At 38.1% G+C, this 19,029-nt stretch carries 27 protein-coding genes and 1 pseudogene; all 28 read right to left on the bottom strand.

The window, feature by feature from the left end:
- Nucleotides 1-4 precede the first annotated feature (4 nt).
- Entirely contained in the window at nt 5-619 is a 615-nt protein-coding gene (locus AAHB12_RS15545; RefSeq protein WP_342045915.1) for a Gp15 family bacteriophage protein, read from the bottom strand.
- A complete protein-coding gene (locus AAHB12_RS15550) occupies nt 616-1,005 on the bottom strand; it encodes a hypothetical protein (protein ID WP_342045916.1) in 390 nt (129 codons plus the stop codon). The genes AAHB12_RS15545 and AAHB12_RS15550 overlap by 4 nt, the downstream gene beginning before the upstream one ends.
- 14 nt (nt 1,006-1,019) lie before the next feature.
- On the bottom strand, nt 1,020-1,460 hold the full coding sequence (locus tag AAHB12_RS15555) for a phage tail tube protein (RefSeq protein WP_342045917.1): 441 nt from the start codon (nt 1,458-1,460) through the stop codon (nt 1,020-1,022).
- A gap of 5 nt (nt 1,461-1,465) precedes the next feature.
- Entirely contained in the window at nt 1,466-1,858 is a 393-nt protein-coding gene (locus AAHB12_RS15560; protein WP_342045918.1) for a phage tail terminator protein, read from the bottom strand.
- A gap of 13 nt (nt 1,859-1,871) precedes the next feature.
- Entirely contained in the window at nt 1,872-2,231 is a 360-nt protein-coding gene (locus tag AAHB12_RS15565) for a minor capsid protein (protein ID WP_342045919.1), read from the bottom strand.
- On the bottom strand, nt 2,228-2,563 hold the full coding sequence (locus tag AAHB12_RS15570; RefSeq protein ID WP_342045920.1) for a putative minor capsid protein: 336 nt from the start codon (nt 2,561-2,563) through the stop codon (nt 2,228-2,230). Before AAHB12_RS15570 ends, AAHB12_RS15565 begins: the two co-directional genes overlap by 4 nt.
- Entirely contained in the window at nt 2,560-2,934 is a 375-nt protein-coding gene (locus AAHB12_RS15575; protein WP_342045921.1) for a hypothetical protein, read from the bottom strand. The genes AAHB12_RS15570 and AAHB12_RS15575 overlap by 4 nt, the downstream gene beginning before the upstream one ends.
- A gap of 8 nt (nt 2,935-2,942) precedes the next feature.
- Entirely contained in the window at nt 2,943-3,200 is a 258-nt protein-coding gene (locus AAHB12_RS15580) for a hypothetical protein (RefSeq protein ID WP_342045967.1), read from the bottom strand.
- A 72-nt stretch (nt 3,201-3,272) separates the two neighbouring features.
- Nucleotides 3,273-4,163 (bottom strand): capsid protein, encoded by an 891-nt coding sequence (locus tag AAHB12_RS15585; RefSeq protein ID WP_342045923.1) that lies wholly within the window; start codon nt 4,161-4,163, stop codon nt 3,273-3,275.
- Between the two features lie 17 nt (nt 4,164-4,180).
- The gene (locus AAHB12_RS15590) at nt 4,181-4,852 is read right to left on the bottom strand and encodes a hypothetical protein (protein ID WP_342045924.1); all 672 of its coding nucleotides are present in this window, start codon (nt 4,850-4,852) and stop codon (nt 4,181-4,183) included.
- 93 nt (nt 4,853-4,945) lie between these two features.
- Nucleotides 4,946-5,203 (bottom strand): Gp49 family protein, encoded by a 258-nt coding sequence (locus AAHB12_RS15595; RefSeq protein ID WP_342045926.1) that lies wholly within the window; start codon nt 5,201-5,203, stop codon nt 4,946-4,948.
- A gap of 5 nt (nt 5,204-5,208) precedes the next feature.
- Nucleotides 5,209-6,339, bottom strand: coding sequence for a phage minor capsid protein (locus tag AAHB12_RS15600; RefSeq protein ID WP_342045927.1), 1,131 nt, complete (start codon nt 6,337-6,339; stop codon nt 5,209-5,211).
- Nucleotides 6,339-7,820, bottom strand: a complete 1,482-nt coding sequence (locus AAHB12_RS15605; protein WP_342045928.1) for a phage portal protein — start codon at nt 7,818-7,820, stop codon at nt 6,339-6,341. The genes AAHB12_RS15600 and AAHB12_RS15605 overlap by 1 nt, the downstream gene beginning before the upstream one ends.
- Nucleotides 7,821-7,861: 41 nt before the next feature.
- Nucleotides 7,862-8,464, bottom strand: a complete 603-nt coding sequence (locus AAHB12_RS15610) for an HNH endonuclease signature motif containing protein (protein ID WP_342045930.1) — start codon at nt 8,462-8,464, stop codon at nt 7,862-7,864.
- A gap of 54 nt (nt 8,465-8,518) precedes the next feature.
- Nucleotides 8,519-9,814: a PBSX family phage terminase large subunit gene (locus AAHB12_RS15615; protein WP_342045968.1), complete on the bottom strand. Its 1,296-nt coding sequence runs from the start codon at nt 9,812-9,814 to the stop codon at nt 8,519-8,521.
- Nucleotides 9,807-10,634, bottom strand: coding sequence for a phage terminase small subunit (gene terS / locus AAHB12_RS15620; RefSeq protein WP_342045931.1), 828 nt, complete (start codon nt 10,632-10,634; stop codon nt 9,807-9,809). Before terS ends, AAHB12_RS15615 begins: the two co-directional genes overlap by 8 nt.
- 110 nt (nt 10,635-10,744) lie before the next feature.
- The gene (locus tag AAHB12_RS15625; protein ID WP_342045932.1) at nt 10,745-11,167 is read right to left on the bottom strand and encodes a hypothetical protein; all 423 of its coding nucleotides are present in this window, start codon (nt 11,165-11,167) and stop codon (nt 10,745-10,747) included.
- Nucleotides 11,168-11,647: 480 nt separating this feature from the next.
- Nucleotides 11,648-11,872 carry a hypothetical protein gene (locus AAHB12_RS15630; protein ID WP_342045933.1) on the bottom strand — a complete coding sequence of 75 codons (225 nt, stop codon included), beginning with the start codon at nt 11,870-11,872 and terminating at the stop codon, nt 11,648-11,650.
- A gap of 199 nt (nt 11,873-12,071) precedes the next feature.
- Nucleotides 12,072-13,106, bottom strand: coding sequence for a retron St85 family RNA-directed DNA polymerase (locus tag AAHB12_RS15635; protein ID WP_342045934.1), 1,035 nt, complete (start codon nt 13,104-13,106; stop codon nt 12,072-12,074).
- A 15-nt stretch (nt 13,107-13,121) separates the two neighbouring features.
- Nucleotides 13,122-13,250, bottom strand: coding sequence for a hypothetical protein (locus AAHB12_RS15640; protein ID WP_342045935.1), 129 nt, complete (start codon nt 13,248-13,250; stop codon nt 13,122-13,124).
- A 138-nt stretch (nt 13,251-13,388) separates the two neighbouring features.
- Nucleotides 13,389-13,691 (bottom strand): winged helix-turn-helix domain-containing protein, encoded by a 303-nt coding sequence (locus AAHB12_RS15645; RefSeq protein ID WP_342045936.1) that lies wholly within the window; start codon nt 13,689-13,691, stop codon nt 13,389-13,391.
- A gap of 2 nt (nt 13,692-13,693) precedes the next feature.
- Nucleotides 13,694-14,566 carry a phosphoribosyltransferase gene (locus tag AAHB12_RS15650; protein ID WP_342045937.1) on the bottom strand — a complete coding sequence of 291 codons (873 nt, stop codon included), beginning with the start codon at nt 14,564-14,566 and terminating at the stop codon, nt 13,694-13,696.
- Nucleotides 14,567-15,089: 523 nt separating this feature from the next.
- Nucleotides 15,090-15,878 (bottom strand): hypothetical protein, encoded by a 789-nt coding sequence (locus tag AAHB12_RS15655; RefSeq protein WP_342045938.1) that lies wholly within the window; start codon nt 15,876-15,878, stop codon nt 15,090-15,092.
- A 104-nt stretch (nt 15,879-15,982) separates the two neighbouring features.
- Nucleotides 15,983-16,483 (bottom strand): sigma factor-like helix-turn-helix DNA-binding protein, encoded by a 501-nt coding sequence (locus AAHB12_RS15660; RefSeq protein ID WP_342045939.1) that lies wholly within the window; start codon nt 16,481-16,483, stop codon nt 15,983-15,985.
- 13 nt (nt 16,484-16,496) lie between these two features.
- Nucleotides 16,497-16,708: pseudogene (locus AAHB12_RS31825) on the bottom strand (hypothetical protein).
- 172 nt (nt 16,709-16,880) lie between these two features.
- Entirely contained in the window at nt 16,881-17,867 is a 987-nt protein-coding gene (locus AAHB12_RS15665) for an HNH endonuclease (protein WP_342045941.1), read from the bottom strand.
- 68 nt (nt 17,868-17,935) lie between these two features.
- A complete protein-coding gene (locus AAHB12_RS15670) occupies nt 17,936-18,124 on the bottom strand; it encodes an XtrA/YqaO family protein (protein ID WP_446715570.1) in 189 nt (62 codons plus the stop codon).
- Between the two features lie 549 nt (nt 18,125-18,673).
- On the bottom strand, nt 18,674-19,027 hold the full coding sequence (locus AAHB12_RS15675) for an IDEAL domain-containing protein (RefSeq protein ID WP_342045943.1): 354 nt from the start codon (nt 19,025-19,027) through the stop codon (nt 18,674-18,676).
- Nucleotides 19,028-19,029: the final 2 nt, after the last annotated feature.

Raw genomic sequence — 19,029 nt, forward strand, 5'->3', positions numbered from 1 at the left:
ATTCTCACCCCCTCACCATCAGCGCCAGGGTATCCCATTTGGCATCGAGTGCTTTTATTGCATCCGCTTCGCTCTGCTCTTCCTGCAAGGCGTAGACTTTCTTAACTGCTATTACTTGTTTCCGATAGTTTGTATTGTGTTTATCGGCTGCTGGAATTTCCATCGTACGAATTCCAATTACTTCACGAAATTTAGTCCCTTCCGGTAAATGCGCTATAAGTTGACTAAATTTGTGCCAGTGGAGCTTCCCTTGTTGCTCAAATAAATCCATGTTGTAGGCATGCAAAAAAGACGCGTAGATAATCCCCGCGTCCTGTTCGAAATCGAATGTTTTTTTGTTAGTTAAGTCCTGAGGCTTTTGCAAGTCAATGCCAAGGAACTCTTTGAAGATGTATAGAAAAAGAGTATCTTTCTTACGCAAATCATACTCCTCAATAGAACGATACTCTTTCACCAACATTTCCAATGTGATATCCACTTTTTCATATCCGTGAAAGACATCGTCTTTGAATAGTTCGAATACACGCAGCACGTTATCAAAAGAAAGATCCAAATGAAGAACGATTTCCCCATACTCGAAACAATCTTCAAAAAAAGACGTGAGAAGAAAAGGCTTCATGCCCTTCCCTTCTTCACATATTTCTTACGAGCATCCTCTTTCACTTTTTCCGTTTTCTCAGCTACAACTTTACCTAAAAACAGAAGAAGCTGCATGTAATTTGCCGTGGAACGACCTGACAGTTCATACAATTCATCAAATGCACCTTCACCTAGAATCACGTCGGTAATCTCTTTCATGTTTTCGCGATTTTTATGAAAAATTGCGAGTTGCTCTTCATCCGAAAGAGTGTCAAGATCGGTTTTTTCTAGCTCTTGTGCTTCTTTGTAGAATTTATTGAATTTTGCTCGATACTCTAATGCTTTATCATCAGAGAAATCAACTCGATAGACCTTATCTCCAATTTCCACTTCTTCATATACCTTTTCGAATTGGAACTTTTTCATATTTTATCTCCCCCCTATATAGCTTCCGTGAACGCCGGTTTGCCGTTGAAGTGTATTTCGAATGAGATTTCACCTTTTGCATTTGCATCGCCACTTGGTCCTTCGATGTTCGCGATTGTGCAAGGTCCTTCGAACTTATCACCGTTTGGCAATGTCCAGCGGAATGTTGTTTTTCGTCCGTCACCCAATTCTAGCAATTTACTAAAAATAAAATCTTGTGCTACATCGCCTGTTTTTCTATGCCCGCTAAAAGTAAGGATTAACTGAGCTCCCGTGACATCAGAACTAGCAAAACCATCTCCGTCTAAATATGCAGTTTGATCTACTTCTTCATTGTTAGATGGTTCAAAATTGTTTAATCCTGCACCAACACGCGCATATGTCGCTGTGCCTGACGGAGTTGTGTTGATTTCAAATAAATGTTTCGATTGCAATAATAATCCTGTTTCGCTCATCTCATTCATCCTCTCTCAATTTCAGCGACAAAGAGCGCCGAATAAATATATTCATCATGGTCTGTCTTATCGAAAGAACTTGGAATAGTATTGACCTCACAAGAAATGAAAATGAAGCTTCCATCTTGACTTTGAATATCATCATTCTGCATCTTATCCAATAAATCAGAAATGATTTGTATCGTATTTGCCGCTATTTTTTGGTCTGTGTGCTTCGTATAAATACGAAAACTTATATTTTGCACACTACCACCATCAAGATATTTCGCATTAGGTGAAGAAGGAATAGACAGGATAGCGATACCGTTTGTTTTCGGACTCAAGACACCCATTTGTAAAGACGCATATAAAGTTAGGTGACTTTCGATGTAATCCATCATCCGATCATAGAAATCCATGTGCCATCCTCCTTCACTGGTAATTCTGATTGAATGTCTGCTGCGCTAATCGTACCCAATGGTCACCTTTTGCCGCTTTTGCGTATTCAAACCACAAACCAGAAGCGTTTGGGTTCTTATCCTGAGAAAAATCATACTCAGGATGGTGATATAACCGCCTTGCATACGGCGTATCCCATATAAGCAATCCTTCTCCGATATGAGAAGTACGAATGGAACTCTGTTCTAAGTTCGTAGTGTCTTTTGGAATGTAGTAATTACTATCCTTTAACACTTGCTGATCCAAAGCCATCTGTGCTTGATCTAAAGCTTTCTGAAGCTTTGCGGATACCTTATTCGGGTCAAAATCAACTTTAATATTCATCTTGATCATTGCAGCAACACCTCAAAATGATGTGGCGCATCTTCAGACGCATATTGTTCATTTACTCTTTGGACCATCATTTCTTTGCCGCCGAATACAATTTTTGATTTTTCCACAAATGTGATATCTCGCGGCGTTGAATTGGTGCAATCATAGATCATGAAAGTGTTGAGCCGCACATCTTCTCGTATCCCACGCCGTAAATAGCTACCTGGGAATATTCTGACGTTCTGTAAGATAACAGATTCTTTGTATGTTTCACCCCATCGTGCATTTCCTGTATACTCCTGATATTCAACAGAATGAATCAGTACTGCCAATGGGATTGGTCTCACTCTCATCGCACATCAACTCCTGCATATAACAATCCGGTCGGACGCAAAAATGCAATAGCATCAGGTGAAATTGAAGTGTCGCTGCCACCTGAATAGTTAAAAATACCGACTGAGACATTAGTTGGTGTAGTATCATTTCCACTATACAATCCATTCAACACTAAGAACTCCGTCTGTGCGGCAACCGCTTTTTTTACCTGTTTCTGAATAAAAGGGTGAAAATCAGCTAACTGATTTGTGCTCAAGGTAATCTTGTAGTGTGTTAACTGATCAATTACATCACAAGCCCTTGCAATAAAAGAAGGGAGCTCCGGCTCTCCGGTCACTCCCTTTCCTTTGTACTCCTCAGTGTAGTACGTTTCGTCAATGTAGCTCATATTGCCACCTATTTATTTTCGGCAGATTCAGTTTTAACAGCCGATTTTTTCAGCTTAGCAATCTCAGTTTCTAATTTCTTATTTTTCTCCTTTAAATCCTCTACTTCTTCGATTGCCTTATTGTACTCCGCTAAAGGAACTGTTTTTCCGCCTGTTGCATATTCAATAACCTCTCCGGACTCGCTATCAATAACATCGAATCCGTCTTCTAGATAGGTCGGAATGAAATCCTCTTTAACTTCTACTACTTTGTTTTCTTTCCTCATTTTTGCCACTGAAAATCCCTCCCTGAATAAACGAGAGGAGAGCTCAAGCTTCTCCTCTCATTTTTATTTTAATTAGACAGCCCTATTAATTTGGATACCGTCTTTTTTCTTGACGTTAACAAATACATCCCAGTACTTACGCTCATAATACAACCATTTACCACCAGTTTTTGCAGTTGGCTCATCTAATGACACAAACTCATATTTGTGAGGGGCAAAAACTGCCTCAGGATGAATTAGGATCATGTTGATTTGTTTAGCAGTTCCATCAGCAACAGCGCCGCTAGTGAAGTTGTAAAGTGACATCATTCGTGAGCTTGGAACAATAACAATTGTTACTTCATCAAGGCTGCGAACGCTACGATTAACATCAGAAGACCCACCAGTAATTTGGAGTTGACGTTGAATCGCAGTTGCATTTTTCAACAACGTATTCACAGCTGGAGTAACATAAAGAATACGGCCTTCAGTAGGCACTTCGGCTTCATCCATGTTTTGCATCATTTGGTCAAAAATCGTAAGCACGTTTGCAGTTGTCAATGCAGTTGTATCAACTGTTCCTCCTGCTGCAACAAACCCTGACAATAATTTAGAAGCCATGTACTTATCCATTTCAGGGATTTTTTGCTCTTTGTTGAACACTTGCGTTATATTCGCAATAGTAAGCGCCATGTTTGTTTCATCGATATCAGCAGGATCAACAAGTGTGCTAAATTCACGGTCATGAGTTAACGTGTAAGGAATCCAGCTGTTATCAACTTTACGAGAGAAAGTTGAGATTTGGTCACGGTTAACATCTACATAACCGCCAGTTGCGATGTTTGGCACTTGGATAGTTTTGGCACTAGTCCATTTCACCAAATTGTTGTTAGGTGTATTGTATAAATCAGTAAAACGTAAGCCGACTTTAAAAATTTGTTGCAAAGCAGCTTGATATTGACTTGCATAGTTTAATGTTGCCATGAAAAATCACTCCTCATTTATTGTGGTTTAAATGCATTTAACCAGGCATCCATTTCGGAAGCCGGTTGCTTTTGATGCTGGCCAGCAGAAAAAGATGGTTTTTTGTCTTCCGGTTTTGGTTGTTCCTGCTGCTTGAAATGCGGATACTTTTCAAGGACTTTCTGAATAGCTTGATCCATATCCACTTCATCAGAGACTAGGTTTTTAGCAAGAGTGACTACATCCTCGATGCTTTCTGCATTCACGCCTGCTTTCATTGCAGATAGGTGAGATTTCAAAGTCTCATTTTCACCTTGTGTTTTGCTAAAGTTAGTCTCTAACTGCTTAAGTTGCTCAACTTGCTTTTCTGCCTCTGATTTTTGTGACTCTTGCCACTCCTTAAACTTTTGCAGGCCTTCTTTTGCGCTATTGAAGTCCTCAATTCCAAGCTGTTTGAGCAGTTTTTCTTGAGCCTTTTTAGCTTCTTTGGCAGCAATGCTATTCACATCATCCTGCGAAAATGTTTTAGGAGGGTCTTGTGGTGTTGGGTCTGTGCCACCGCTGCTAGGAGGCGGTGTTGGATTTGGTGCTGGGTCTGCTGGTGGATCATTTGGAACTGGATCTCCTTCAGCGAAAAATTGTAAATTCAAACGTAAAAAACCTTCAGCTTTATAAAGGTGCTGATTCCCCATTTGTTTAATAAATTCCATGATTCAAACCTCCCGTAATGGGTATTTGTACTTTCGTTTCTTTAACGTCTTACCGAATAAAAGACAATAAAAAAAGATGCCTGAGCATCTGATTTACTTAGCTAATTCACACTGTAATTTGTAGCCCTCGAGCTCCCAAATCTTGTTTTCGATACGCTTCATGCAAATTTCAGCACCTAATTTTTCGTTGTAATTCACAGGTTCAATACATGCAGAGCTTTCAACAATAATAAAACCACTCGGCAATTGAGCTGTTACGACTGTACATTTATCAAAAATGGTTTTTACATCGATGATTGAAACTTCTAAAATAGCTGTTACTTGAGCCTGCGTCACTGTATTCTTACTCATATGTCTTATCCTCCTACAATTTGTTCTCTATCCAGTCTGCGTCTGCGGCCTGTCTCCTCCAAGAACATGCGCAACTGCTCTTGCTTTTCACGCACTTTCAATTTCGCCTCTTTGATTCCTTCTGGATTATCGATAGCTTCCATCATCGAAAGCTTTCTCTTTTCCTTACGAATCGCTCTCTCAAAAGCACGCTGCTGTTGGCTTTCCTTATAAACTTTATCGTTCTCGGTCTTATTGTATGGCTCATAAGTCTTCCTACTCTTGCCTTGAATGTAAGGATAAATGTTATGGCCGCAATTAATCCCCAGTAACCCGTCAGGCTGTCCGTATGAGGTCGTAGACCACGCAGGATACCGTTTACTGTTACCACTTCTGGAAAAGATACGCCCTTGATATGGAGCGCACTTCGGTCTTGCTCCTAAATGGCTACTTACTTCAATCAAGTCTGAGCCGTATTCGTCCATGCGAGCGAACTGCATTTCACTTGATACCTTTTGATTCATGGAACGTGTGACAGTGCTGACATAAGCCTCTGTACTCCATCTCCTACCGCCACGATCTATCAAAGCAGGAATACCGCGTTTTGCCCAATCAGAAAAAGTCTGTTTCAGTGCCTGTTGTGGCGTAATTACACCGGTTAGTACCTTACCTACCGTTTTGTTAAGAACGTCTATATACACTTGTTGGGACTGCTTAAGCAGGGTTGTATTAATCAGGTTGAATACATCCTGCGCTTGCTTCTCATAAGCTAGAAGAATATTAAACAAAGATTGGCTTTCTGTTGTAGGTGGTGCTGGTATCAAGTCCACACCTTCCAATAAAGCCTGTACAAAGAACCATTCATGTTGTTCTACCACTGTATATCCCGCAGTTTCAACCATCTTTCGTATTTCTTTTGCTGTTTGTCTTGAGTATTTTGCGATAGTTTTTAGTTGCTGTTGCGTTAAATTGTTCACCTTATTCAGTTGAACCAATCGCCAGTGCTGATATTCTGTTTCATCATCAGCTTGCAGCAGCAACTCCTTCCCTTGCCGGATAATCCTTGCCATATTGAGAAGCAATTCTTCCTCTATGCTGTTATAAATATCTATCAATGGAGCTGACAGCCGTTGTAAGTGTTCAGGAGAAAGAGGCATTAGGTTTCATCTCCTGTACCGAAAAGGTCCGATATCTCTGGAGTAAGAGTTTTATTCTCCTCTTGAATTTCAGCAAGTATCTCCTGTGCTTCTTCCTCTGTGATCCCTTGCACCTTCATAATGGCTCGTAATTTACTCTGCAATCCTGCAGTAACAAGCATAATTTGACGGTTTGCAATAGCACTTGTATCCTCTGCGATGCTGTCATCAAAGGTAACTGTCACTTCATAAGGTTCATCAGGTGCAGAAAACATCTCGTATAGTTCAGCGACTTGCACAATGGCTTCTATAAGCTCTTTAATAGCCGCTTCTATAACTGTTTCGTGTGCTTGTTTAGTCCGGAAAGTCTTACTGTTTTCACTGACAACTTCAGTTGCTGTTTTCATGCCCGATGCATCAAATTTAAAGGCACCAGGACTAAAGCCGGTTTGCATAGCAAGATAAGCAAGCATAGCATTAATAGCTGCTATATGCTCCTCTACTCGAAGAGTCACCGTCATCTCCTCTATTGGCTTTGTCAGACTCTCTCCAAGATTCATAGCTTGATACACTTCGTCGTTAGTATCAAAATAACGGACAAATTGCCCAGTTTCTGGGTCAACTACCGATTTCACAGCCGTTTCTGGAACAATGATTCGCTTCTTCCCAAGACGGAATTCTCGTTCAAAGCTGTCAAAAGCAGTATCAATCGCCTTTAACGTATCCAATGAATTTGCGTATAAAGAAATACCCAGCGGGCTTGTTAAATCAACATTGTTCGCTGTATTCGGTTTGATGTATACGAATAAAGGTCGATTAAGGTTATCGATCGGTGTTTCTTCAGCTAAGTCAGGGTACAAAGTCGTTAAAAGCACCCTGATACCTAATTCATTTTTATTGCTGCTTTTATACAATTCGTTACGAATGATATACTGCGTACCTTGCCAAGTATGCCATTCCAGCAATGTATAAGTATCCTCCCCTTTAACAGTTTGATTAACAAATACGCCGCTGCGAATCCCTTGATTATCCCATTCAGTTGGCAGGAAACAATCCGCATTGACATACGAAATTTTAATTTCGTTGTCAAAATACACCTTGAGCACCGAGCCGCCCATAGCAAAAGCATATTCAATATATCTCTGAAACTCTTTAATAAAGTTATTTTGAGATAATACGTTTTTAATATTCTCTGCTAATTTTTCGTCAGAAATGCTAATCTGGCATTTCTCATTAAAAACTAATGTTGCCATCTCTTGTGCAATCACTTTTGGCATGCCTAGCGAAGCCATACGACGTTTTTTCTGTCCATCTATAGTTTGGTAACGAATATCATGGAAAGGAAAATGATACCCTGCATACAGCTCTCTCCAAACATCGATCTTCTTATAGCTTTCCTCGCTTACTTGGACGGTAACAGCATCCGTCATCTTTTGAATCCCTTTTATAATATTCAATTTATACAACACCTCCTTTATCTTGGAGATAATAGTTTTAAACACATTCTCACCCCCTAAGAAGGCATAATAAAAAGCACTCATCATCATGAGCGCTTTCTTAATTCTCCAGCACATTTCCTAGAGCACGTTTTTGTCTTGCTGTATTTATTCACTTCAAAATCATTCCCACAAACAGCGCATTTTCTTTTTACATTATCCAAACCTTGCGCCCTTCTCCAAGCTGATTTGCAGTTATTAGAGCAAAATTTAATTCTACTTCTATCATGAGAAAGGAACCCTTCTCCACACTGCTCACACTTATGTTCAACTTTCTTATTTTGCCAATCACTTAAGTATTTGTACTGTTCTTTATGCCATTCGTGCCCTTCCTCTGAACCATGCCATTCACTAGCTTTAGGACGCGCATTTTCTTCGAGATTCTTCACTAAGTATTCATAATGCGTTAAACCTCTTTCTGCACTATGCATCGTAACATGCGCTTTCGATTCAACTAACTTTAAATTGCTTATATCGTTATTGCTTTTGTCGTGATCTATATGGTGTATATGATAGCCTTTTGGTATTTCTCCATGATGACATTCCCACACATAACGGTGTAACCTTTTTCGATGCGTCGAATTTAAATAATACCCTGTTTTGTCATCCCTTGTGAATTTCAAGCCATTATAGAAAATGTACTTCTCCATATAATCACCTCTTAATGATATTATACATAAAATATCTAATATCATCAATAATGATTATACGACGTAACGTTTGTAAAAATAATTTACGCTGTATCTAAATTCATCCATTGCGTCATTAAATTCATCTATCGGCTTTCCGTTTGCATCGCGGCAGTACATTCCAACTTCTTTCAGAAAATGATAATGGCCGTATGGTTCTTTCTCTTCAACCAAGCAGAAATACTTTTCTGTTATGGCGTTCTGCGCACGCTCAATACCAACCTCAATTCCTTTAGCAGATCCCTTCACATCTTTTGCATTATTATTTGCGATGCTCGTTCTAATGCCGAGCAGATGCAACTCTTCACGCAATGATTTACAAGCAGGGTCCACAAACACCTCAGAATAACGCATTTGAAATGTTTTAACGCACCATTCAATAAACTCTTTAATCTCTCTGGCATATACGCTCATCGCCTTCACTTGTTCTGTTTCTGCGCCACTGTGATAATAATGAGCAACACGATTTAAGCGATACTTTAGCTTCCCTGTTTCCTCATCCTTATACTGCGTCACGATATTGCACGAACAGCTAGTGGCGTCACTTTGGCCGCCGTCTGCGGTGAAATACATTTCAATTGGATTACCTTGCAAAGCAGGAAGGATATGTTTCTCCATATCAAACATTCCATAGATAACACCTTCAGGCATAACACGCTTACCTTCCCAATCTCGGGCAAGTAAATAAGGGTTTTTACGTAATATGTCATAAATCTCTTGCTTACGCTTTTCTGTAAGAATTGGGTTATCATGAGGCGTCCAATGTGTCCAACGTGTATTCTGTACATCGAACACTTCCTTAATAATCGGATGGTTTGGCGACGGAGGGTTCAGATCAGCAAGATGATATCTGTCTTGAGCAGCGAATGTACGCCTAAAACACTCTTGAATCATAGCCATATGAAGCAAATTAATCTCACAAAATACAACGCTGCCAAGCGACATACCTGTAACAGCACCGACACTATTACTCTTTCCTCCGCCTTTGTAATACACCTTTTTTACGCCAGCTGGAGTGTGTATTTCTAAGTGTGAACCGTGTTCATCGTGCTTTATATCGCACAAACCATTAAAAATGTGTATTAAGCCTGTTCCGTCACCGTCGATAAATAAGCGATAGGCTTGCTCCTGGTTGTAAGCAACTATTAAATGATTTGTATCACGCGTCATTGTATAATAATCAGCCATACGAAAATGTCCTGCTGTTGTTTTCCCGCTCCTTGGTGTCCCTTCAAACACATCAAATGTGTAATTATAAGGTCTGTAAATCGTCTGAAGTTGTTTTGGACTAAAAACGATGTTTTTACTCATCATTCTCACGTCCATTCATCATTTGTTCGTACTGTTTACGACCTTCGATAAGAACATTAAGCATGGAAGTATCTTTCTTATCTCCGCGAAGCTTAGCAGCACGCATTTGCGCGAAATCTGTTTCAGCTTCAGTCTTCTTAATTCCTAAACGCATTTGCTCAAGCTTCAAGCGGCGCTCATCGTCAATATGGGCCATTTCATCGAATTGTTTAATAAGACTCTGCAAGGTAGAGATTGCCCTAGACTGTGCATTTAAGAAAGTCGCATGCCTATCCCAAGCGAATTGGAATTCATACTCCTCTTCGGTAGTCATTTGCTCAAACCCGCCATCTTCTTTTGGGACAATTTCATACTTCCTCTTTTTAAGCTCTTTTATCATTTCTTCTTTACTTTCAACAAACATGATTTTTTGAGCTCTCGCAATAGCTGCATACTGGATAACGATATTTTCCCATATCATATCAATAGGGCTTTTCGTGCCTATCTCATCAACAATAGCCAATGTTTCCTCATCATCTGGAAAGATACGGCGGAAAAATCCGTGTGTTACAGCATTGCTATTACCTTTTGGTGCAGCTCCTCCACTATTGCCGACCGCGTTCTTATTTTCTTTTGGAGCGCCTCGTTTCGGAGTACTCCGTTCATTTATTTGGAGTACTCCGTTCAATTGTTCATTCCATTTATCTTTTACTTTCCAGCCGCCGATTGTTTTTTCTGGAACGTCCAGCAGTTCCGCAATCCTGCGATTTGTAATATTTCCGCTATGTTCTTTGAAGAGTTCAAAGGCTTTTTCGCGGTTTGGGCTGCGTTGTCTTGCCACTACATGTCACCCCACCTCCGATGAATTGGAATTGAGTTTGTTTTGTAAACTCCTCCTTGTGCTAGTCGCTTTGCAAAATAAAAAGCACCCTCGAAAGGATGCCTTTATAACTAGTCTATCCAAACCGTTTCAAATGCTGCCTTAAATAAGACATCGACAACATTAGAATCTAAATAAAGTTTTTTACCTTTTTGGATTGCAGGTAATTTCATTTCTATGTACGTTGGGTTATTAAAATAAATCGCTCCCCACTCCTCAAAATCTTGAGAAGAACTGCTGATTCTTGAAATATAAACTCCGATATATCCATTATCAGAGTTTTCGTGTAGCAACAACCCGTTTTTTCCTATAATAAACCTTGCTTCATTTTCTTCAATTCTAATTTCGCATACACCTTCATAATAGGACAAGGGTTGAATCAATCCCTTAAACTCCTCTTTAAAAAAATCAAAAACTTTCTCCTTAGAATCAATCCCTCTGCTAAATTGAATCTGTTTAACAGAGTCATACATTGCTTGCCGCCAATCACTCATACTCTCCTCCCCCTTCCACCTACCTACATTCGTCAAAAAAAGATAATATCCTTTCATCTAAATGTAAAAACCGCTCGCCAATAGGCAAGCGGCATGCATAAAAGGGGGTCAAAGCTTTCGCTTCATTCAACTCACTCTCTCTGATATTCGATCCAGTACATAACAGAAGAGAATGAGGTCAACAAAACGGGAGAGGCTGGGAACTCTCCACTCAAGCCAAAAGCATTTTCTGAAGAGTTTGGTTATTGCATTATGATTTTCAATTCGAATCAAATATTAGTCTTGATACCTTGACTAACGAACAAGTCAGCAGTTTCCGCTACTGCTTGTCCAGCACCGAATACAACATACATAGTATTCAAGTTCATATATAGATGGCAACCGTACGACAAAAAAGCGAGCTGCCGCAGCAATCCGCTTTCAAATATAATTCCTTTCAGAATCTAACATCTCTATGAATGTGAATAAAAAGGAATTAGTTTAGTATAAAGGTTGCTGCTGATGACAACTCGGGAAAGGACGTATATCTTGAATTTGCCGAAGATCATAGTGCTTCATAGCAAATTGAGTATGGTATAAGTACTCCATTAAATAAATGTACCCTCCATCTACGTTACATAAAACACCAGAAGTTCCTTGACCGTTCATCAAAGAAACACCAACGGGTTGACCTATCAAAGAACTCATATATTGTTGCCAAGGCATAAATGTATCCCTCCTATAGGATACTACTATACGAATTCATAACAAATTGGTTACTCATCCCTATGCCCATTTGATTATGCTTTTCTAGACCGCCAACTTGGACTTACCTTATATAGGTGTATAGGTGGCAACCGTACGACAAAAAACCTCATCCACAACACAGAAGAGGCTTCTTAACTTATTAAAAATATCTATTTTTCTATGCACGATTTTCCTCTCGCCATAGTTCTCTAAGATATTCCAGATACTCATATATTTCACTATCCCGAGGATTAATTGAATAAATATAATTTGCTGTACCTAACAAATGTTTTAAGTACTCATATTTCTCTCTTTTTACAGTCATTAAGTGGGAATCTAGTCCATATTTCTTTATGTAATAAATATTTTTTCGTAATTCCCTTCTCATTTCACGTGATACCTGAATTTTTTCATTAACTATAATTCCAGTTACCTCTTGCCTTTGATGAGGAAGCCGAACTCTTGTCTTCTCATGGTTTATAGCAAATCCTTTAGATTTCAGTACACTGTCGACAAACTTAATGACCTTTCCCTCTTGGAAGTCCCCAGAAAATGTTAAATCATCAGCATACCTTGTATACCGAATTCTATTTTCTCTAGAAAATGCTGCTATACGCTTATCAATATCTCTCATTACTAAATTTGATAAAGCCGGACTAGTAGCTGCCCCCTGAGGAAGTGTTCCCTTTAGAGTACATAAATTAGTTAACATGGCAGATACATCTCTTGAATAGCCTAAAGAGCTAAAAAAAGCATATATCTCTAAATCTTTAATTGTTCCAAAAAAATCCTTAATATCTATAGTCAACACCTTTTTTTGTCTGCGATGAAACCTTGCATTCTCTTTTAAAGAAACATTTTTTTTGTAAGCTTTAGCAAATTCACTTGTCTTACATGAGTATAATATTTCTTCTAAAATCCACCTTTGTATAGATTTCAGGTTAGGCAATGGCTCAGCAATACTCCTGAAGTCACCATTCTTCTTCGGTATTTTGAAATATCTATAGAAACTTTTTTGGGAATTGGATACCTTTAATAAATATTCAATACTATAACCAACAAGGTAAGAGAGGTGCTTTTGGTCATATATAATGGGAAGCCCCTGAGAATAAAGGAGGTGTGCTTTTTCAAGATTCTTTTTGATATATAAATCATCATGACCAGCTTTAAGAGCGGCATCTGTAAAATTTCTCCTGTACTTCTCCCAAATCATGCTTAATAGTCCCCTCTAAATAAAATTGACCTTTACAAAACCTACTACTATCACTCCATTATCCTCTACTCCCACCATGTTGACGCGCTTTTTGTCGACATGGTGGGAGTAAACCGTGGCGGAGCCTAAGGTTGTGTAAGACATTTATACAGCGCCTCCCGGAGCATTAAATGTTTTACACAGGGCTTGAAAATAAGTCCTTCTCAGCATGACGACTCGTCATACTTGGCTTAATAAGCCTTGAGTCTAGTAAGGTCTTTTGTAAAGGTCAAAAATATAAATTCAAGGTAAGTATACCTTAAATTTATCCCACTTTTCAATAACATATTCATATTGCGGACTAATCCATTTCTCAGAGTGATTATATCCAAGCTCTTTGTTTAATTTATCAATCATTTGCAATCCCAATTCAGTTATTTTTAACTCCTCATACATATCTGTGACTAATCCGTTCCTTTTGAGATGGCTTATATAACCATAAATTCTCGAGAAGCTTACATCTGAACTAATAATCCCTTGAACATTCCCATTATTCTTTACCAAATGTAAAATTACAAGTATCAATTTTTTGTCATGCTTAAACACAATCAATTTCCTCCTCTCGGAAAAGGCACCCTGCTCCCTTTTGCCTTTTCTAACCAATATACTGGAAACGTATTATTGGGTGTTCTGGCCAAGGTAATTAAGGCTTCTGAGCCTTTGTAACCAAACTTATAATCATCATGAGGTCCAACAATTTCCTCAATTGATTGCATAATATTTAGTTTCTCTGCTAATTCCTTAGCATTATAATAATCCGATAATGCCCTTTTATTTATTTTACTTGAAAAAATTTCAATATCGTTCTCCCTGATCAAATTGTACCCACTAAATAAAGAAACAAGCGATGCTATGATTATCCTCTCGCTTTTTATCCCCATTTTCTTATAGAAATTAAATGCATTTAAGGCCGTTTCACCCGTACCAATGAAATCGTCAACCAACAGTAGCCTGGTCTTCGGAGATTCATTTATTCTATTAACCTCCCTAGGAGTCAACTCATTTCTCACTTTAAAATCCAATCCAGAAATATTTGGGTTGTACTTTAACTGTGGCGACTGAAATAGATAAGCTACTAGTGTGGAACTCTTAATTTTGTTTCGATCTTTCTCTGGCACTAAAGGCATTACATAAAGAGTTTTTAGCTCTTTAAAATAATCTAATTTCTCCGTCATTTGATTTAATAGTTCGTTTATTAATTTAGTATAGTCATCAAAATTCACCTTTTGATATCTACGTGTTAAATCAATTATGAACTCTTGCTGCTCTACATTTAAACGACTTAACAACTCACAAAAACGACTAAACAAACTAGAGTCGTTATGTTCATCATCAATTACCCAGCCTTTTTCTTCAAACAGACTACCTAATTTATTAAATATTATTGTATTTATCTCTTTGTATCTCGATTTTTTTTTCATAGCAAGCACCTATTAGTAATGTATATTATTTGCAAAGAAACTTCTAAACCTTAAAAATATCAGCCGCACATTTTATAAGATTATACCACGTAATATACCTAAAAATGTAAGCAACTATATAAATGCGGTTTAATTTCTCAACATGACTATCTGTCAGTCGCTATGTCTATTAGTGCATTAGAACAATTCATACACCATATATATAATAAATCAAATATTTTCTAAAGAGTATTACAAATACAAGCTAACTGTATCTATTACACTTAGTTCCAACCAGACTTGTTATACAACGCGAACCTTCTAGCACGATTAGATGATAAAGGTTTCTGATTTGCCCCCAATCAGATTACGATTGTAGATACCTCATGTAATATTCTAATAAAAGTTACTAAAAAACCTCAACTGCATCGGCAGAAGAGGCTTTCTTGAATTTGCTTTTTAATTTTCTCTTCTTCTCACCCAATCATAATTTAGAGCACACTCTTTAATATTGCCACATAACACACAAAGTACTTATTTCAGGTCAATAATACTTTTTATGATAATCCTCTAAGATTTTACTAACAATCTTTGCCTTAATAGTAGGACTGCCAACGTTATTGGAACCAGAGAACGAATCTGAGTCCTGTGACAATTGATGAATGTAGGACAAAGATTCTAACAAATTAATTAAATAAAATATATGCTTTTTATCAGATGTGTATAAATCCTTAATATTAAACCTAAGCATTCCTACAAAAACATCTAGAATGAATGCGAGGAGCATAATACTTAACAGATATTGAACCGCACTCTCTAAACTTGAATTAAATTTAAAAATCCATGTATTAAAAGCTGACCAAGCAGGGATTGTAAATACTAAAAAGATCCCCGCGAGCACCTTAAAATTACTTGTATAAAGTTTCTCTTTTTTCTCCAGAAGGTCTATTAACCCATCTATCTTTTCCTTATTAGAGATACCTTTTTTACTCAAGAAAACGCTCAAAACTAATAAACTAAACATTTGCCACTCTTTATTAGCCCAATGTTTAAAGAATCTTTTGTCTATTGGAAGTCCATACTTATGCTGGACTACTTTTTTAGCTGGGGAATTCAAAAAAATATACGTACCAATAAAAACCTGTATAACATATAAAAGGCTTAAAATCGGAAATGGTGCCCGATAAATAAAGAAATAAAATAACGCTAAACCTACAATAAAAACTACTTGTAACAAGGTAAAAATGATTATATTCCTACGTAGATACTTAAGTATTAGATTTGAAGTACTTAAACCATACTTATAAAAATGGAACACTTGCTCTTCAATCATTATCACACCTCTATCCTAACTAAGAATATATTAGTAAAGTCATCTTAATTATATCTGTGATGGTCCTAATGTAGATATAAAAAATTTATTATATAAACAATTAATTATCCATGCAGGCAAAACAGACTTTCATGTACTTGCCTCTCGATTTTCTTTTCAGCACGCTCCACCATAATTTGTACTGCGCTCTTTGAAATTACTAGATAACGAGCAATCTCTCCATAAGATAAACAATACCCTCGGCTCATGAGATAAACTTCCCTTTCCCGATCTGTCAACGTTGATAGCGCCTCCTCGATTCTAACCCGGTCCCATTCACTTACTACATCTTCTTTCAATCCTTCATCCCAACCGTATTCTGTTTCTTGGCTCCTAAAGTACCGCTGCATGAGAACAGGATCAAGCAGACGATCTCGTTGATATGCTGCTCTTCGTTCGATTCCTCGACGATTCCCTGGCCGCCTTGCTGTTTTCATCCATTCCAACGCATACTGTAAATCACTCGCCATGCTGCCTAATATCCTTTGTTCATCTTCTGGTGCCGTTTCTTTCGCTTTATTTACCTGATACAACGCTTTGCTGTATTGCCGAATGAGGTCTTGCATAGCTGTTCCCCCTTCACTTCTGGCGCATAGCTCCTCTGCGGCGTTCATAACGAGGTGCTTTCATGCAATCTAAAATGTCACGACGGCTAAATTCTTTCTTAATCGGCTGTACTAGTGCTTCTACTTTCCCTTTTCGTTTCTTTTGCTTTTACGCTTTACTTTTACCTCAATAGCATCCTTCTTCCAACCCTTGAGCTTTTGTTTCTCCGTTTTCCAATCTGCCATTCTTTTCCCCCTTAACAAAATAAAAAGGACACCAAACAAACAGTTGTTACTGCTCGTTTAGTGCCCTCACGCTTTCGGTCTTGGACATAAATATATAAACATCTATTCCAAAAAATCAAAGTGAAATAGTCCTTGCTCGATCTGGAATCCAATCCTTTTAAGGATACCCAAGCTATACTGTTGCGGTGCTAGCGCTGGCCACCGCTAATAACTTTCTTTTATCTTCCTCTAAATCTAATGCATGCATTTTACGATGACAATTAGGACAAAGTGCTACTGTATTCTCTATCGTATCGTCTCCTCCTCTAGATAGCCAAACAATGTGATGTGTCTCCAAATAAGGTTTTTCTTTTTTATCCTTAAAGGGAGCTTTTTGCTCACACAGTTCACATACACCATTTGCCCTTCTCTTAGCAAATTCTGTAACATAGGCATTTCTTTCATATGCTGTAGCACTAGTATTACGTTTACTTGGTTTTTTACCAGCATACCTTGCTCTTTTTAATAATTCATCATAACTTAGACCTTCAGCTTCCTTTTCCTTCTTCTCTTCTTTAGCTAATAAATCTTTCTTTGGAGTAGTGTTTGTGTCCCCTTTGATTTTTACTGGAAACATCCAAACAGTTCTTAAGTCACCATTTTCATCTGGCTGATACTCTTGAAAGGGGACGGCTACTAGTTCAACTTGCCCCATAAATCTATACTTTTTAGGCGAAAACACCTCAAATAAAAAGATATCTACACCATTTGTATTGGATTCGTTTAATGTTTTATTTTGATCACTATTTATATCCTGAGGACCGATTTTCCCCATTCCAGTGTAATACAATATGTCTTCATCCCACTTGTCTTCATACAAAGACTTAAAAGGGTCTGAAATAATTATCAATGTATTTGTTTTATGGGAACGTCTCATCCCCCCCTGTGTTCCACATCCGAAAATTGAAGAAAGTTGATCATTAGTTAGTTCCTTACCAATCTGTAATTCTGTAATTTCTCTTCGAACCTCATTAAACCAATTAAGGGCTTGATCTAATTCAAACCACTTTTCCCTTTTCTCTTGAACATGAGGCATCCCCTCTTCAATCATTTTATTTAACGTTGTTCGGGACAAATTCATCTCCTGCATTAATTGTTTGATACTAATACGATTAGCCATAGTAGATCCCTCCTAATTTAAATTCTACTACTTTCTGCTTAAGCAACCAATCGTAATATCTTAGTTTTCTATATCAAATATCCACACTCAAATTTTACCCTCGCAGACTTTCCCTTAGCGGTTTCAATAACTGTTAAACCATGTTCTGGAGCTTCTACTTTTGTTGCTGTACCTTTTACACCGTCCAATATCAATACTAATACTTTCCCATTCTCCAGTTTTTGTTGAATAGACATGTCCTCTACATTAATTTTGATTACTTCAGGTCTTTTCACAGATAACATTCCTTTCCCAACATCCCTAGGGATACCGCGTTTATTTAAATAAAACTCCCATTTTCCGAACTGTAACGCCTTAACCTTATTCTGTAATTCTCATTCACCCTCAGACGGTTTAGTCTACAGTGACTTCATAAGCTTTGTATGTTCCAATGGTTTGCCTCCGACTCTTTTTCTCATTCAACTGTGAGTAAAAATCTAATTTCCTCATAAACTATTAATAAATGATTAGGGGTGAACAAATGAGGTTCTTTAGTAGCTTTTTGCATTGGCATGCTCAAAGATACGAAAAGCGTCGACTTAAAAAACAATCACTTGGCAAATGTCCAGATTGTAGCGGAAGTGGATTTATCTTCAGCACTTCTGCATTCGACATTATCTATATGGCGGCATATGAATGTCCTTACTGCAAAGGAAGTGGTTTGAACTCTGATCAGCCTGAACCCAAGCAATGAGTTTTTTGATAAACAGGGTACCAGCCTCGAAAATCTAAAGAGAGACTGGTACTCTTTTTTTGCTACAAAACAATCATTCTATTTCTTTCAATGCCTTCACCGCATCCCGAAACGTCTCTTCATCCCGTTCATCTAGCGCCTGATCAATTCTCATAAGTAACCAGAACCTGTTGCATTCCTGAAGCAGTTCCTCCCATGCCTTATCTTCATAGGGGATAAGTTTTTCTTCTGAGAGCCACTCAACCTTTACGAACCGACTCTTTTCATTAGCTGTGACTGCGCATACGTTCCCTGACAACTCATATCGAACCGCCATAACCATTAAGTAAGGCTGTCCCATTCCCTTCGCTTTCTGCCACTCAGAACAGGTTTCATCGAGCGGTATGACTTTCGCACCAGGTTTGATTCCCTCGAATTCAGTTCCCATAA

The sequence above is a fragment of the Bacillus sp. OTU530 genome (assembly GCF_038440375.1).